The organism is Falsiroseomonas ponticola (assembly GCF_016805305.1).
Taxonomy (GTDB): Bacteria; Pseudomonadota; Alphaproteobacteria; order Acetobacterales; family Acetobacteraceae; genus Falsiroseomonas; species Falsiroseomonas ponticola.
In genome coordinates, this window is the sequence record NZ_JAERQN010000001.1 from 832,581 (window position 1) to 847,039 (window position 14,459).

At 72.4% G+C, this 14,459-nt stretch carries 11 protein-coding genes and 1 riboswitch; of the genes, 9 read left to right on the forward strand and 2 right to left on the reverse strand.

Annotated features, from left to right (window positions below):
* The first annotated feature begins 252 nt into the window (after window positions 1-252).
* The 7 genes from JJI54_RS04010 (at window position 253) to JJI54_RS04040 (ending at window position 7,041) form a co-directional block, all read left to right on the forward strand.
* Window positions 253-690, forward strand: coding sequence for a response regulator (locus JJI54_RS04010; RefSeq protein ID WP_203071151.1), 438 nt, complete (start codon window positions 253-255; stop codon window positions 688-690).
* Between the two features lie 175 nt (window positions 691-865).
* A complete protein-coding gene (locus JJI54_RS04015) occupies window positions 866-2,647 on the forward strand; it encodes a putative bifunctional diguanylate cyclase/phosphodiesterase (RefSeq protein WP_203071153.1) in 1,782 nt (593 codons plus the stop codon).
* A gap of 160 nt (window positions 2,648-2,807) precedes the next feature.
* Window positions 2,808-3,536, forward strand: coding sequence for a response regulator transcription factor (locus JJI54_RS04020; RefSeq protein WP_203071155.1), 729 nt, complete (start codon window positions 2,808-2,810; stop codon window positions 3,534-3,536).
* A gap of 20 nt (window positions 3,537-3,556) precedes the next feature.
* Entirely contained in the window at window positions 3,557-3,973 is a 417-nt protein-coding gene (locus JJI54_RS04025) for a helix-turn-helix domain-containing protein (protein ID WP_203071157.1), read from the forward strand.
* Between the two features lie 119 nt (window positions 3,974-4,092).
* Window positions 4,093-5,067, forward strand: coding sequence for a tripartite tricarboxylate transporter substrate binding protein (locus JJI54_RS04030; RefSeq protein WP_203071159.1), 975 nt, complete (start codon window positions 4,093-4,095; stop codon window positions 5,065-5,067).
* 13 nt (window positions 5,068-5,080) lie between these two features.
* Window positions 5,081-6,262 (forward strand): CaiB/BaiF CoA transferase family protein, encoded by a 1,182-nt coding sequence (locus tag JJI54_RS04035; RefSeq protein ID WP_203071161.1) that lies wholly within the window; start codon window positions 5,081-5,083, stop codon window positions 6,260-6,262.
* On the forward strand, window positions 6,259-7,041 hold the full coding sequence (locus JJI54_RS04040) for an enoyl-CoA hydratase (protein WP_203071163.1): 783 nt from the start codon (window positions 6,259-6,261) through the stop codon (window positions 7,039-7,041). Before JJI54_RS04035 ends, JJI54_RS04040 begins: the two co-directional genes overlap by 4 nt.
* 64 nt (window positions 7,042-7,105) lie before the next feature.
* On the opposite strand, the gene JJI54_RS04045 is transcribed toward JJI54_RS04040, so the two are convergent.
* Complete coding sequence (locus JJI54_RS04045; RefSeq protein ID WP_203071165.1) at window positions 7,106-9,175, reverse strand: xanthine dehydrogenase family protein molybdopterin-binding subunit; 2,070 nt, start codon at window positions 9,173-9,175, stop codon at window positions 7,106-7,108.
* A gap of 142 nt (window positions 9,176-9,317) precedes the next feature.
* The gene (gene metE, locus JJI54_RS04050) at window positions 9,318-11,633 is read right to left on the reverse strand and encodes a 5-methyltetrahydropteroyltriglutamate--homocysteine S-methyltransferase (RefSeq protein WP_203071167.1); all 2,316 of its coding nucleotides are present in this window, start codon (window positions 11,631-11,633) and stop codon (window positions 9,318-9,320) included.
* Between the two features lie 63 nt (window positions 11,634-11,696).
* A riboswitch (cobalamin riboswitch) is annotated at window positions 11,697-11,937 on the reverse strand.
* A gap of 151 nt (window positions 11,938-12,088) precedes the next feature.
* Here metE and JJI54_RS04055 point away from each other — a divergent pair.
* Window positions 12,089-13,207 (forward strand): THUMP domain-containing class I SAM-dependent RNA methyltransferase, encoded by a 1,119-nt coding sequence (locus JJI54_RS04055; protein WP_203071169.1) that lies wholly within the window; start codon window positions 12,089-12,091, stop codon window positions 13,205-13,207.
* A gap of 4 nt (window positions 13,208-13,211) precedes the next feature.
* Window positions 13,212-14,411 carry an MFS transporter gene (locus JJI54_RS04060; protein WP_203071171.1) on the forward strand — a complete coding sequence of 400 codons (1,200 nt, stop codon included), beginning with the start codon at window positions 13,212-13,214 and terminating at the stop codon, window positions 14,409-14,411.
* The last annotated feature ends 48 nt before the right edge of the window (window positions 14,412-14,459 follow it).

Genomic DNA, 14,459 nt, shown 5'->3' on the forward strand with positions numbered 1-14,459 from the left:
AGCTCCCGATCCGCAGCCCGCGTCGTGCCCATGATGCCCCGAATCCGTGGGGACAGGGTATCTTCGGGACAACAGGACAGAAAATCCGACACTTCCCGACAAACTCAAAGCCCTCTCTTCCGCCAATATCGGGCAGCCATGAAGGCGGGCGGCGCCATCCACGCCGCGGGGTGCCCCGCACCACGGATCCGTCCCCCTTCGGCATCGGATCCGCAGGGGGTCCAGCGAGACCAGGTAATGGACATTGGCACCGTGTCATCCACCGATTGCGCCATGGTGGTGGTGGTTGACGACGAACCCGACATCGCCCGGGAAATCGCCGAAGGCCTCGCCGCCGATGGGTTCCAGACCATGGTCGCCGCTTCCGCCGAACAGGTGATCGCGCTGCTGGACCGCGATGGCGGCAGCATCGCCGTGGTGGTGACGGATCTGCGCATGCCGGGCATGGATGGGATCGGGCTGATCCGCCGCCTGCGCGACCCCGCGCGCGGCGCCGCCATCCCGGAATTCGTGATGATGAGCGGCCATGCCTCCGCCGCCGAGAAGCAGGCGGCGCGCCTGGCCGGCGCGCTGGCCGTGCTCAACAAGCCCTTCGCCTGGGACGAGCTGGCCCGCGCGGTGGACCTGGGGCTGGACCGCGCCCGCGCGCGGCGGGCGGGCGCCTCGGTCCCGGATTCCGCGCCGGACTGAGCCTTACGCCGGATTGGCGGAGCGCCGGATTGGCCGGGCGCGTGCCGGCCGTCTCATCCCGGTAGCGCCTGCTTCAGCAGTTGCTAATATCATGCTGCTTGTGTGGCGCCGCATCGCAGCGGCGCCCGACATTGGCCGGTCGCTGCCCAAGACAGATTGCCAAGGATGACCAGGCATGTTCGCCAACGAGACCCAGTCCCCGCCCGGTGAGGGGACGCCGGCTGACGAAGCCAGGCTCGTCGTGCTGGTGGTGGATGACGAGGTCTGGATCGCGGAGGAGCTGGCGCTCGGCCTCGAGGAAGCGGGCATGGCGGTGAAGATCGCCACCTCCGCCGTCACCGCCCAGGCGGCGCTGGCGGAGACCGCCGATATCGGCGTGGTCGTCACGGATATCCGCATGCCGGGGGAGGATGGGCTGTCGCTGGTCCGCCGCCTGGTGATGAACCGGCCTGAGACGGATGCGATCGAGACGGTGGTGATGACCGGCCATGCGACGATCGAGGATGCGGTGGCCGCGGTGCGCGCCGGCGCCTTCGACTTCGTCCGCAAGCCCTTCACGCTGGATGAGATGATCGCGGTGGTGGCCGCCGCGCGCAGCCGCGCCGCCACCAAGCGCCAGGAAGCGCGCAACCGCCTGCAGGAAAGCCGCCGCCTGGCCGCGGCGGAGGCGGAGCGGGAGGAGGCGCGGGCGCGCGACCCGCTGACCGGCCTGCCCAACCGCGCCGCCTTCAGCGCCCGCCTGGCGGAGATGACGGTGGATGCGGCGCGCGACGGCAGCGGCATGGCGGTGGTGGCCATCGACCTCGATGGCTTCGCCGCGCTGAACGAGGCCGGGGGCAGCGCGGTCGGCGATGCCATCCTGCAGACCATCGGCGCGCGGCTGCGCCAGGCCGCGGGGGCGGAGTGGTTCGTCGCCCGCATCGGCAGCGACGAATTCGCCATCGCCTCCGCCGCCTGCGCCAGCCAGGCCGATGCGCTGGCGGTGGCGGAGCGCGTGCGCGCCGCGATCGAGGAGCCGGTGCCGAACCCGACCGGCGCGCTGCGCCTGACCGCCAGCATCGGCGTGGCCCATCGCGCCACGGCCGACCGCGTGGCGCTGGACGATGCCGCGCTGGTGGCCGGCAGCGTGGCGCGGCGTGAGGGCGGCAGCCGCTGCGTGCTGTTCACCCCCGCCATGCAGGAAGCGGCGGAGCGCCGCCTGACCGTGGTGCGGGACCTGCCCCATGCCGTCGCCCGGCAGGAAACCGCCATCTACTACCAGCCCATCTTCAACATCGCCGACCGCCGCCTGCTGGGGTTCGAGGCGCTGATGCGCTGGCGGCACCCGACCCTCGGCTTCATCTCCCCGGGCGAGTTCATCGCCATCGCGGAGGAAGGGCGCGTCATCCTCGACCTCGGCGCCTGGGCGCTGCGCGTCGCGGCGGCGCAGGCGGCGCAATGGGGGGCCGGGACCACGCGGGATCTCTACGTCACGGTCAACCTCTCCGGCCGCCAGATCGCGGAAGCGGACATGCCCGGCCTGTTCAAGGCGACGCTGGAGGCGGAGAAGCTGCCCGCCAAGGCGCTGGTGGCGGAGGTGACGGAAACCGTCGCGCTCGGCCCCAAGGCGGGAGAGGTGGTGGAGGCGATCCGCGCGCTCGGCGTCCGCGTGGCGCTGGATGATTTCGGCGCGGGCTACTCCTCCCTCGGCGTGCTGGGCGGGCTGTCGGTGGATACCGTGAAGCTGGACCGCGCACTGGTGATGCGCGTGGTGACGGATACGCGGGAGCGCCGGCTGCTGACGGGCCTGGTCGCCACCATCCATGCGCTCGGCCTCAAGGTGGTGGCGGAGGGGATCGAGACCGATGGTCAGCTTCAGGTTGTGCGCCAGGCCGGCTGCGAGGCCGCGCAGGGCTACCTGCTCGGCCGCCCGCTGACACCCGCCGCGGCCACCGCCCTGGTGATGGCGGAAGGCTGAAATCCCGCCGGCTGGGCGCATCCGTCCCAGCCGCCGCAACGGTTCCCCGACAACGAGAATTCCCGACGAAGCCCGACAGGCGCCGCGACAGTCCCGGCGGTAGAGAATGATCACTCGCCCGCGAGTTGAGCGGCGCGGGGGGTAGGAACGGGACAGGGTCATGCAGGTTCTGATCATTGCGGATGCGGCGACGGGGCCGAACCGCATCGCGGAAAGACTGGCCGCGGCGCATGTCGAGACGCGCGTGACCACGCCAGGCCGGATCGCGGAGGCCGAGCAGGCGCTGGATGACGGCGTGGATGGCGTGGTGATCGATACCGCCGACCTGGCCGGCATGGGCTTCCCGCTGCTGCGCCGCTTCCGCGAGGCCGGGCACAAGCTGCCGCTGCTGCTGCTGGGCGCCGCTTCGCCGCGGATGGAGGCGGAGGCCTTCAACCTGGGCGCCGATGCCGTGATGCCGCGCGGCGCCCCCGCCGCCACGCTGCTGGCGCGGATCGAGGCGATCCGCCGCCGCGCGCCGGCCCGCAAGGTGGCCGGCATCCGCTGCGGCAATGTCAGCATCGACCGCGAGAGCGGGATGCTGAGCGTGGCCGGCCAGCCCGTGGAGGTGACGCCCTGCGAGCTGCGCGTGCTGGACATGCTGATGGGCGCGCGCGGCGGCGTGCTGGGCAAGGAACGCATCTGCGACGCGCTGCGGGAGGGGGAGGGCGATGCCGCCCCGGGCGTGCTGCGCGTCTTCGTCTGCCGCCTGCGCCGCAAGCTGGCCGAGGCCGGCGCGGATGACATCATCCGCACCGTCTGGGGCGTGGGCTACCGGGTGGAGGCGCCGTCGAGCGGCGTCCGCCCCGGCATCGGCAACCCCGTGAACGCCTTCGGCGCCGCGATCTGAGGCGCACAGGAATGCCCGACATGCAGGTGCAGATCACCGAGGAACGGCCGGCGAGCAGCCGGGCCGCCGATACCTCCGACGCCAGGCTCGGCGTGCGGGTCCGCCAGCTGCGGCGCCTGCGCGGCCTGTCGCAGGCCGATGTCGCCCAGGCGCTGGGCGTGACCTACCAGCAGGTGCAGAAATACGAGACCGGCAAGACCCGCCTGCCCGCGCGCATGCTGCCCGTGCTGGCGCGCATGCTGGGCGTGGACACGGAACTGCTGCTGGCCGGCGTGCAGGGGCAGGAGCCCCCGCTGCCGCCCCACCAGGGGCCGGATGAGCGGGAGACGGCGGAGCTTGTCTCCGCCTTCGCTTCCATGCGCCATCCGCAATCCCGCCGCCGGCTGCTGTCCATCGTGAAGACCTTCGCGGCGGAGGCCGGCGCGGCGGAGATGTGATCGCGCCCCGCGACGGCGGGATTGCGCGCCTCGCACGCGATTGACAGGCCCATCCGCATCCGGTCGTCTTCCCGGGCCTGCCGCGCAGGATGCGCGCGGCGGCCCAGGGAGGATGCGGCATGTCGCTGTTCCCGTTGCGGCGCCTGGCGCCGATCCTCGTCCTGCTGGCGGGCTTCGCGGGCTCGCGTCCCGTGGCCGCGCAGGATTATCCGGCGCGGCCGATCCAGCTGATCGTGCCGACCTCGCCGGGTGGCACGCTCGATCTTTCCTCCCGCATGCTGGCGCCGCTCTGGAGCGAGTTCCTCGGCCAGCCCATCGTCATCCAGAACCGCGCGGGCGGTGCATCGGCGATCGGCACGCGGGCCGTCGCGCAGGCGGCGCCGGATGGCTACACGCTGCTGGTGGCGAGCGATTCCTCCTTCGTCACCGTGCCGCTGACGCGCAACGACACGGGCTATACGCTCGACAGCTTCACCATGCTGTTCTCCTACGGCGTCGGGTCGCTCTTCGTCGCGGTGCATGCGGCCTCGCCCTACCAGTCGCTGGCGGAGCTGGCGGCCGCGGCGCGGCGCGATCCGGGCAGGCTGACCTATGCCAGCTACGGCATCGCGAGCCTGGCGCATTTCGGCGGCACCATGCTGTGGCGCGCGCTCGGCGTCGATGTCGCGCATATCCCCTACCGCTCCACTGCGGAGGCGAATGTCGCGCTGCTCGGCCGGCAGGTGGATATCGGCATCATCGGCTCGCTCGGCGGCAGCAGCGATGCCAGCCGGGTGCGCGTGCTGGCGACCTCCGCGCCGCAGCGCCTCGCCTATGCGCCTGACGTGCCGACGATGCGGGAGCTGGGGCATGACCTCGAACTCGGCTTCACCAACACCGTCGCGGGGCCGCGCGGCCTGCCGCCCGCGGTCACGGCGCGGCTGCTGGCCGCGCATCGCGCGGTGATGGAGAAATACGGCGCGACGCTGCGCGACCGCCTGCTGGCGGCGGAGCTGACGCCCGTGGACCTGGATGGCGCGACCGCGCTGGCGGGGATGCGGGAGAGGGAGGCGCGCTTCCGCGCCGTGCTGGGCGCGATGAGCCTGCAGGAATGAGGACGACACGGACATGACCGGTGCCACCCTGCCGCTGTCGCGCATCAAGGTGCTGGACCTGACGCTCGCGCGGGCGGGGCCGACCTGCGTGCGGCACCTCGGCGACTGGGGGGCGGATGTGCTGCGGATCGAGCCGCCGGGATCGGCGGCAGGAGAGATCACCGGCAAGCAGGACGGCTTCGACCACCAGAACCTGCACCGCAACAAGCGCTGCATGACGCTGGACCTGAAGACGGAGGAGGGGCAGGCGATCTTCCGCCGCCTGGCAAGCGAGGCCGATGTGGTCGTCGAGAACATGCGCGCGCCGGTCAAGTACAAGCTGAAGGTGGATTACGAGACGCTGAGCGCGCTGAACCCGCGCATCGTCTATGGATCGATCTCCGGCTTCGGGCAGGACGGGCCCTATGCGCATCGCGCGGGGCTCGACCAGATCGTGCAGGGGATGGGCGGGCTGATGTCCATCACCGGGCTGCCGGGGCAGGGGCCGGTGCGCGTCGGCATCCCCATCGCGGACCTGACGGCGGGCAACCTGCTCGCGCTCGGCATCATGATGGCGCTGTTCGAGCGGGAGGCGACGGGCCGCGGCAAATGGGTGCAGACGAGCCTGCTGGAGGCGATGATCTTCATGCTCGACTTCCAGGCTTCCCGCTGGCTGATGGCCGGCGAGGTGCCGGGCCAGGCGGGCAATGACCACCCGACGGGCATCCCGACCGGCGTCTTCCCGACGGTGGACCGGCCGATCACCATCGCGGCGTCTTCCGCGCGGCACTGGACGCGGTTCTGCGAGGTGGTCGGCAAGCCGGAATGGCTGCGGCACCCGGACTGGCAGACCATGAACGGGCGGTCGAAGGATCGCGCCGCGATCAACGCGGCCATCTCCGCCGTCACCGCCACGCAGCCCTCCGCGCATTGGATATCGCTGCTGGAGGAAGCCGGCATTCCCTGCGGGCCGATCAACACGGTGGACCAGGTCTTCGCCGATCCGCAGGTGCAGCACCTGCGCATGGCGCAGCCCGTGACGCATCCGCGCCTCGGCGAGCAGCACATGGTGGGAACGGCCATCAACATGGCGGGCGTGGAGGACGGCATCCGCCGGCCGACGCCGAGCCATGGCGAGCACACGGCGGAAGTCCTGGCCTCGCTCGGCTATGACGAAGCCGCCATCGCGAGCCTGCGCGAGAAGGGCGTGGTGTGACGGAACTGGTCCTCGTCCGGAAGGCGGACGGCATCGGCTGGATCACGCTGAACAACGCCGCGAAGCGCAACGCCATCACGCTGGCGATGTGGGACACGATGGCGGCCGCCGTCACGGACTTCATGCGCGACGACGCCGTGCGCCTGGTGGTGATGAACGGCGCGGGCGGAAGATCCTTCGCCGCCGGCGCGGATATCGGGGAGATGGAGCGCATGCGCGCGGAAGGGCGCGCGGCGGAGTACACCGCCCGCGCCACCGCCGCGCGCGCCGTGCTCGACACGCTGGAGAAGCCGCTGATCGCGATGATCCAGGGGCACTGCATCGGCGGCGGGCTCGCGCTGGCCCTGCGTGCCGATCTGCGCGTGGCGAGCGAGGACAGCGTCTTCGGCGTGCCCGCCGCCAAGCTCGGCATCGCCTATGCGACCTGGAGCCTGGAACGGCTGACGGCGCTGGTCGGGCCGGGCTTCGCGAAGGAGATGCTGTTCACAGGCACCAACTATCCGGCGGAGGTCGCCTTCGCCCGCGGGCTGCTGAACCGCGTGGTGCCGGCGGCGGAGCTGGAAGACGCGGTGATGGACTACGCGCGGATCATCGCGCGCAACGCACCGCTCTCCATGCGCGCGGCCAAGATCACCATCGACCAGGTCAGCGGCGACCCGGCGCTGCGCGACCCCGCGCGCATCGCGGCGCTGTCACAGGCCTGCGCGGAAAGCGAGGACCTCAAGGAAGGGCAGGCGGCGTTCAGGGAGAAGCGACGGCCGGTCTTCCGGGGACAGTGACGCGGGGGGAACGCTGTTCCCCCCACACCCCCCATGCCAGGGGCGAGACGCCCCTGGACCGTCGTCAGATCAGGGGCATGCGCGCGGGAACATCACCACCCAGCGCCGACAGGGCATTCGCGACAGCAGCGCCAACACCCGGGACACCGGCCTCGCCCAACCCGACGGGATGCTCGGCACTGTCGATCAGCGCCACCTCGATCAGCGGCGCATCGGCCAGGCGCAGCAGGGGATAGGCGTCGAAATTCGTCTCCACCACGGCACCGCCCCGCACCGTGAGGGATTCGCGCAGCGCATTGGACAGGCCGAAGATGATCGCGCCCTCCATCTGCGCCCGCGCATGGTCGGGATGGATGATGCGGCCGCAATCCACCGCGGCCCAGACGCGATGCACGACGATACCCTGCGCACCGCGCGAAACCTCCGCCACCTGCGCGACATGCGCGCCATCGCATTCATGCACGGCGACACCCCGCGCACGGCCCGCGGGCACCACGCCACCCCACCCGGCCATCGCCGCCACGCGATCCAGCACCGCCAGCAGCCGCGGCTCGCCACGCAACAGATGCCGGCGATAGGCGACATCATCGATGCCGGCCCGCCGCGCCAGGCGGCTGACGAAGATCTCCACCGCCGCGACATTGTTCTGGTAGCTCACGGCCCGCATGAAGCCGACCGGCCGCGGCGCCTCCGCCAGCACGAACTCCACGCGGAGGTTCGGGATGGCGTAGGCGATCTCCTTCAGCCCATAGGTGGAAGTCCCGTCCTTCCCGTTGTGGAAGAATTGCGGGAAGGCCCGCTGCAACAGGGAGGCGGTGCAGGTGCGCGCGAGCAGCGACGTGGGATAGCCCTGCGCATCGAGCGTCGCCGACAGCCGCGTCGCGGCGGCGGGGCGGTAGTAGCCCTGCGCGAAATCCTCCTCCCGCGACCACAGCACCTGCACGGGGCGGCCCAGCGCCTTGGCCAGCGTCACGGCCTGCACGATCTCGTCCCGCTCATACCGCCGGCCGAAGCCGCCGCCGGCCAGCATGGTGTGGATGGTGACCTTGTCCTCCGGCAGGCCCGCGACCTCGGCGGCCAGCGTCCGGGCGTAGCTCTGCTCCTGCGTGCCGATCCAGACCTCGCAGGCGCCATCGGCGATGCGGGCGGTGCAGTTCGGCACCTCCATGCAGGCGTGGTGCAGCAGCGGCGCGTAGAAATCGGCGGTGACGGTGGCGCCGGCATGGGCGGTGGCGTCGCCCTCGTTCCGCATCTCCACGCCTGGCAGGTCGAGCCCCGCGCGCAGATCGCGTTCCAGCGAGACATCGTCGAAGACCGCGCCGCCTTCCCATTGGACATCGAGCGTGGCGAGCGCGCGCTTCGCCACCCAGTGGCGGTCCGCCACCACGGCGATGCCGTTCGGGATGGGCAGGATGGCGTGGACGCCGGGCGGCAGCGGCGCTGGCGGCAGCACGGCGTTTCCGCCATGGGCGGGGCTGCGCTTCACGGCGGCGCACAGCATGCCGGGCAGGCGGAGATCCATGCCGTAGGTGGCGCTGCCATTCACCTTCATCGCGGCGTCCAGGCTGCGCATCGATCGCCCGATCAGCCTGAACTGCGCGGGGTCCTTCAGCGGCGGATCGGCCGGCGGCGCCAGCCGCGCAGCCTCCGCCGCCAACTCGCCATAGGCGAGGCGCTGGCCGGAGGCGGCGTGGATGACGAAGCCCGGCTCCGTCGTGCATTCCGCCGCCGCCACGCCCCAGCGGGCGGCGGCGGCGCGCAGCAGCATGTCCCGCGCCGCGGCGCCGGCCTGGCGCATCGGCAGGAAGCGTTCGGTGATGCTGAGTGCCGCGCCCGTCATCTGCCGCTTGCCGCCGGGGCGCTTGAAGGCCTCCCCGGCCGGCGCCAGGGCGAAGCGCACCTGGTGCCAATCGGCGTCCAGCTCCTCCGCCACCAGCATGGGCAGCGATGTCGCCACACCCTGCCCCATCTCGAGATGCGGGACCTGCACGGTGACGAGGCCCGCCGAGTCGATGCGGAGGAAGGCGTTGAGTTCGCCGCCGCCGCCCGATGCGGATGCAGGCAGCGCGAAGCGCAGTGTCAGCGTGCCGGCTGCCGCCTGCATCACCATCCGCCTGCCGAATCGCGCCGTCATCGCCGTCCTCCCCCGCGCTGCGCGCAGCATGCACGGACCGGCTCGTGCCGGCCACCAGAGACGGTCCATGGCCGGTTCGGCCCCATTGGTCCCTTGGGCGGGTGGGGCCGGGGGAAGGCAGCGCCTTCCCCAGCCTGTGCCGCTACACCGCCTCCGCCCGCAGCAGCCGCGCCGCCGCCACCAGGTTTTCCATGGCCGGCCTCACCTCCGCCCAGCCCCGCGTCTTGCAGCCGCAATCCGGGTTGAGCCATAGCCGGTCCCGCGGGATGCGCTGCGCCGCGCGTTGCGCGAGGCGCGCCATCTCCGCCGCCCCCGGCACGCGGGGCGAATGGATGTCCCAGACCCCGGGGCCGATGCCGTTCGGGTAGTCGAAGTCGGAGAAGGCTTCCAGCAGCTCCATGTCGCTGCGCGCGGTCTCGATCGAGATCACATCGGCATCCATCGCGGCGATGCTGTCGATGATGTCGTTGAACTCGCTGTAGCACATGTGGGTGTGGATCTGCGTCTCGTCCCGCACCGCGCTGGCGGCCAGGCGGAAGCAGGCGGTGGCCCAGCGCAGGTAGTCCGCGCGATCGGCCTGGCGCAGCGGCAGGCCTTCGCGGAAGGCTGGCTCATCGATCTGGATGACGGGGATGCCCGCCGCTTCCAGATCCGCCACCTCCTCCCGGATCGCCAGGGCGACCTGGCGGCAGACATCTTCCCGCGCGATGTCGGTGCGGACGAAGGACCACTGCATCATCGTCACCGGCCCGGTCAGCATCCCCTTCATCGGCTTGGCCGTCAGGGATTGCGCGAAGGCGGACCAGCGCAGCGTCATCGGCGCGGGGCGCGTGACATCCGCCCAGATGATCGGCGGCGCGACGCAGCGGCTGCCATAGCTCTGCACCCAGCCATGCTTCGTGAAGGCATAGCCGCCGAGCTTCTCGCCGAAATGCTTGACCATGTCGTTGCGCTCGAACTCGCCATGGACGGGCACGTCCACGCCGATCTCCTCCTGCCACCGCACGGCCTCCGCGATCAGCGCCTCCATCGCCGCGTCATGCGCGGCCTGGTCGATCTCGCCGCGCGCCAGGCGGGCGCGGAGCGTGCGGACCTCCGCCGTCTGCGGCCAGGACCCGATGGCGGTCACGGGCAGGTCCGGCAGGTTCAGGCGCGCCTGCTGCGCCGCGGCGCGCAGGGCATAGGGGCTGGCGCGGCGTTCCATGGCGGGGGTCACCGCGGCGATCCGCGCCGCCACCGCCGCATCATGCAGCCGCGCATCGGCGCGGGCTTCCGCCAGCGCGCGGTCGCTGTCGGCGAAGGCGCCGGAGACCGCCTTCTCCCCCTCATCCGCCGCGCGGGCCAGGACCCAGACCTCCTTCAGCTTCTCATTGGCGAAGGCCAGGCGCCGGGCCAGGGCGGGGTCCAGTGCCGTTTCCATCGCCAGGCTCTGCGGCACATGGAGCAGGGAGCAGGAGGGGGCGACCATCAGCCGCCGCCCGAAGCCCGCCTGCTGCGCCAGCTGGACCTGGCCGAGCGCCTGGCGGAGATCGGTGCGCCAGACGTTGCGGCCATCCACCAGGCCGAGCGAGAGCCAGCGGTCGCGCGGCAGCGCCTCCAGCACCGCCGGCAGCTGGCCCGGCGCCCGCACCAGGTCCAGATGCAGCCCGGCGACGGGCAGGGAGGTGGCGAGGGCGAGGTTGTCGCGCAGCCCCTCGAAATAGGTCGTCAGCAGCAGGTCGAGCCCCGGCGCGGCATCGGCCAGGGCGCGGAAGGCGGTGCGGTAGGCTTCGGACGCGCCGGCGGGCAGGTCCGTCACCAGGCAGGGCTCATCCAGCTGCACCCAGCTGGCGCCGGCCTCGCCCAGGTAGCGCAGCGCATCGGCATAGGCGGGCAGCAGCGCCGGCAGCAGCTCCAGCGGCCGCAGCCCGTCCTCGGCCTTGGAGAGCAGCAGCAGGGAGACGGGGCCGAGCAGCACCGGGCGGGTGCGCGTGCCGTGCTGCAGCCCTTCCCGCACCGCGCGGGCCCAGCGATTGTCCAGCAGCCTCGGGCGGGACGCCGCGGAGAGGCGCGGGACCATGTAGTGGTAGTTGGTGTCGAACCACTTGGTCATCTCCAGCGCCACGGCATCGCCGGGGATGCCGGCGGCGCGTTCGGCGGCGCTGCCGCGCGCGCCGCGCGCGAGGGCGAAGACCGTGGCCAGGGAGGCCGGGCCCTCCCCGTTCCAGCCATAGCCGGGGGGGATCAGGCCGAAGGCGCAGGCGGTTTCCAGCACATGGTCGTAGAGCGCGAAATCGGCCGAGGGGATGTGGCTGATGCCGGTGCCCTGCTGCAGGGCCCGCGCGCCGGCGCGCAGCGCCCCGGCGGTGGCGTGCAGGTCGGCTTCCCCGATCCTGCCGGCCCAGAAGGCCTCCAGCGCGGTCTTCAACTCGCGCCGGGGGCCGATGCGCGGGTAGCCGAGATTGGCGGCGATGGTCATCGCAGTCGTCTCCGTCGCCCGGTGCACCCAGCCCGGCCGTGGGGGTGGCGCGCCCCCTGCGTCGAGGGGTGCACGGCGCGGGCAGGTCTCCTGGCTCGCGGGTGCCGGGCTTGCGCCCATCGCCACCGGCCCTGCCTTCCCGCTTGCGCAGTGGCGTCCCCCGCCCCCCTGGAACAGGGAGGGGTGACTCGGGCCGGCGGCTTCCCGCCGACAGTTGCTGGGGCAGCGTCCGACTGGGGGCGCGAACCCCGCACGGACTTCCCTTTTCACCCGCTCGCGCGGGACCAACGCCCCATCAACATATCTTTATGCGATGCGGGCCTCAAGAGCCCCGCATGCGACCCCCCCCAGGCGACCCCCCCGGCAACACCCCCAATGGGCGATCGGCAGGCGGCCATCGCCACCCCCGCGCGCGGGTGTTACAGCCGACGCGCATGGCCCCGACAAAGTCCCCGATGACCGGCACCGACGACAGGTTCGAGATCTTCCTCGCCGCCCCGCCGGGGCTCGAGGAGACGCTGGCGGCGGAGGTCGCGGGCAAGGGCTTCCGGCAGCCGAAGGTGGTCCCGGGCGGTGTCGTCACCACGGGCGGCTGGCCGGATGTCTGGCGCGCCAATCTGTGGATCCGCGGCGCCAGCCGCGTGCTGGCGCGTGTCGCGCAGTTCCGGGCGGTGCATTTCGCGCAGCTCGATGAACGCGCCCATGCCGTGGAGTGGAACAGTCTGCTGCGGCGCGACGTGCCCTTCCGGGTGGAAGCATCCTGCGCCGGGTCGAAGCTCTGGCATTCCGGCGCCGTCGCGCAGCGCGTCGCCACCGCGATCCGGGAGACGGTGGGCGCGCCTGAGGCCGAGGACGCGCCGGTGCTGGTGCGGGCCCGGGTGGAGAAGGACCTCTGCACCCTCAGCATCGATACGTCGGGCGATGTCCTGCACAAGCGCGGCTTCAAGCAGGCGGTGAACCCGGCGCCCCTGCGGGAGACGATGGCCGCGCTGTTCCTGATGCAGTGCGGCTATGGGGGCACGGAGCCGCTGCTGGACCCGATGTGCGGCGCCGGCACCTTCGTGATCGAGGCGGCCGAGATGGCGGCGCGGCTCAATCCCGGAAGGGCGCGGACCTTCGCCTTCGAGCACTTGAGAAACTTCGATGCGGAGGCCTGGGCGCGGATGCGCGCGGTGGCGCGGGCGGGGGTGGAGGGGGTGACCTGCCTCGGCTTCGACCGGGATGCGGGGGCGGTGGCGATGAGCATCGCCAATGCCGAACGCGCGGGCGTTTCCGCGGGCACGCGCTTCGCGCAGGGGACGATCAGCGACCTGCGGCGGCCCGAGGGCGCGCCGGGGCTGGTGATCGTCAACCCGCCCTATGGCAGCCGGATCGGCGACCGGAAGGCGCTGGCGCCGCTATACCGCGCGCTGGGCCAGGTGCTGAGGGAGCGCTTCGCCGGCTGGCGCGTCGGCCTGGTGGCGGCGGAGCCGGCGCTGGCGCGGGAGACGCGGCTGCCCTTCCTGCCCCCGGGCCCGCCGGTGCCGCATGGGGGGATGCGCGTCACGCTGTTCCGCACGGGGCCGCTGGGGTAGGCCGGTGGGGGGCGTCCGGCTCTTCCTGCTTTTCGCCGCGCATTGCGTCGGCACCATCAACATCATGGGCGTGATGGCCTTCGCGCCGGCCATCCAGCGGGATCTGGGGCTGGATACCGCGACCTTCGGCCTGCTGGTCGCGGCCTATTACGGCGCGCAGCCGGTGGTGGCGCTGCCCGGCGGCTGGCTGGTGGACCGCATCGGCGTGAAGGCGGCACTCGCCCTGTCCATGGCCGGGGTGAGCATCAGCGCCGGGCTTTTCGCGACCTCCGCCGGGGGCGGCATGGCGGCGGGGCTGCTGATCCTGGCCGGGATCGCCTATTCGCTGGTGAATCCGGCGACGAGCGTGGGCGTGGTGACCTGGTTCCCGCCGGACTGGCGCAGCACGATGATGAGCGTGAAGCAGGCCGGCGTGCCGGCGGGCGGGCTGATCGCGGCCATCATCGCGGGGCTGGCGGGGCCGGATGCCTGGCGGGTTTCCGCCGGCGCGGTGGCGGTGGCGGCGGCGCTGACGGCGGTGCTGGCGCTGGCGACGCCGGGCGGGGGCGCGCCATCCCTGGCGCGCGGCCCGATGCTGGCGGGGCTGCTGACGGTGCTGCGGAACCGGGCCCTCATGCGGGTCTGCCTGACGACCTTCCTGCTGAACACGGCGCAGGGCGCCTTCTACGCCTATCTCGTGCTGTACCTGGTCGGGCCGGTCGGGCTTTCGCCGGCGGTGGCGGCGCTGATCTTCGGGGCGACGCACATCGTCTCCGCCATCGCGCGCATCCTGTGGGGGCTGCTGGCGGACCGGGTCTGGGGCGGGGATGGGCCGCGGGTGCTGCGCCTGATCGCCTTCGCCGCCGGGCTCGGCTTCCTGGGCCTGGGGCTGGGGTCGGGGCTCGGCGCGCCCTGGGGCCAGGCCGCGGCGGGGGCGGCGGCGCTGGCGCTCGGCATGACCATCGCGGGCTTCGCGGGGGTGGCGCAGGGCGCGGCGGCCACGGCGGCGCCGCGGGCGCAGATCGGCGCCGCGATGGGCGTCTTCATGGTGCTGACGCCGCTGGGTTCGGTGGTCGGGCCATCGCTGTTCGGCGGGCTGATCGGCCTGAGCGGCGGCTACCTGGTGCCCTACCTGCTGCTGGCCTGCGTCACCGTGGTGGTGGGGCTGTTCGTGCTGCGGCCTGTGCCACCCAGCCGAGGGGGAGGAGGCCCCGCCGGCGCCTGAGGCCATAAATGACACCAAGGGGGAGGAGGCCCCGCCGGCACCTGAGGC

Coding starts and splice junctions, on each gene's coding strand:
- JJI54_RS04045 (WP_203071165.1), bottom strand. CDS start 9,175: ATGACGGCGCGATTCGGCAGGCGGATGGTGATGCAGGCGGCAGCCGGC.
- JJI54_RS04025 (WP_203071157.1), top strand. CDS start 3,557: ATGCAGGTGCAGATCACCGAGGAACGGCCGGCGAGCAGCCGGGCCGCC.
- JJI54_RS04055 (WP_203071169.1), top strand. CDS start 12,089: ATGACCGGCACCGACGACAGGTTCGAGATCTTCCTCGCCGCCCCGCCG.
- JJI54_RS04035 (WP_203071161.1), top strand. CDS start 5,081: ATGACCGGTGCCACCCTGCCGCTGTCGCGCATCAAGGTGCTGGACCTG.
- JJI54_RS04020 (WP_203071155.1), top strand. CDS start 2,808: ATGCAGGTTCTGATCATTGCGGATGCGGCGACGGGGCCGAACCGCATC.
- JJI54_RS04015 (WP_203071153.1), top strand. CDS start 866: ATGTTCGCCAACGAGACCCAGTCCCCGCCCGGTGAGGGGACGCCGGCT.
- JJI54_RS04030 (WP_203071159.1), top strand. CDS start 4,093: ATGTCGCTGTTCCCGTTGCGGCGCCTGGCGCCGATCCTCGTCCTGCTG.
- metE (WP_203071167.1), bottom strand. CDS start 11,633: ATGACCATCGCCGCCAATCTCGGCTACCCGCGCATCGGCCCCCGGCGC.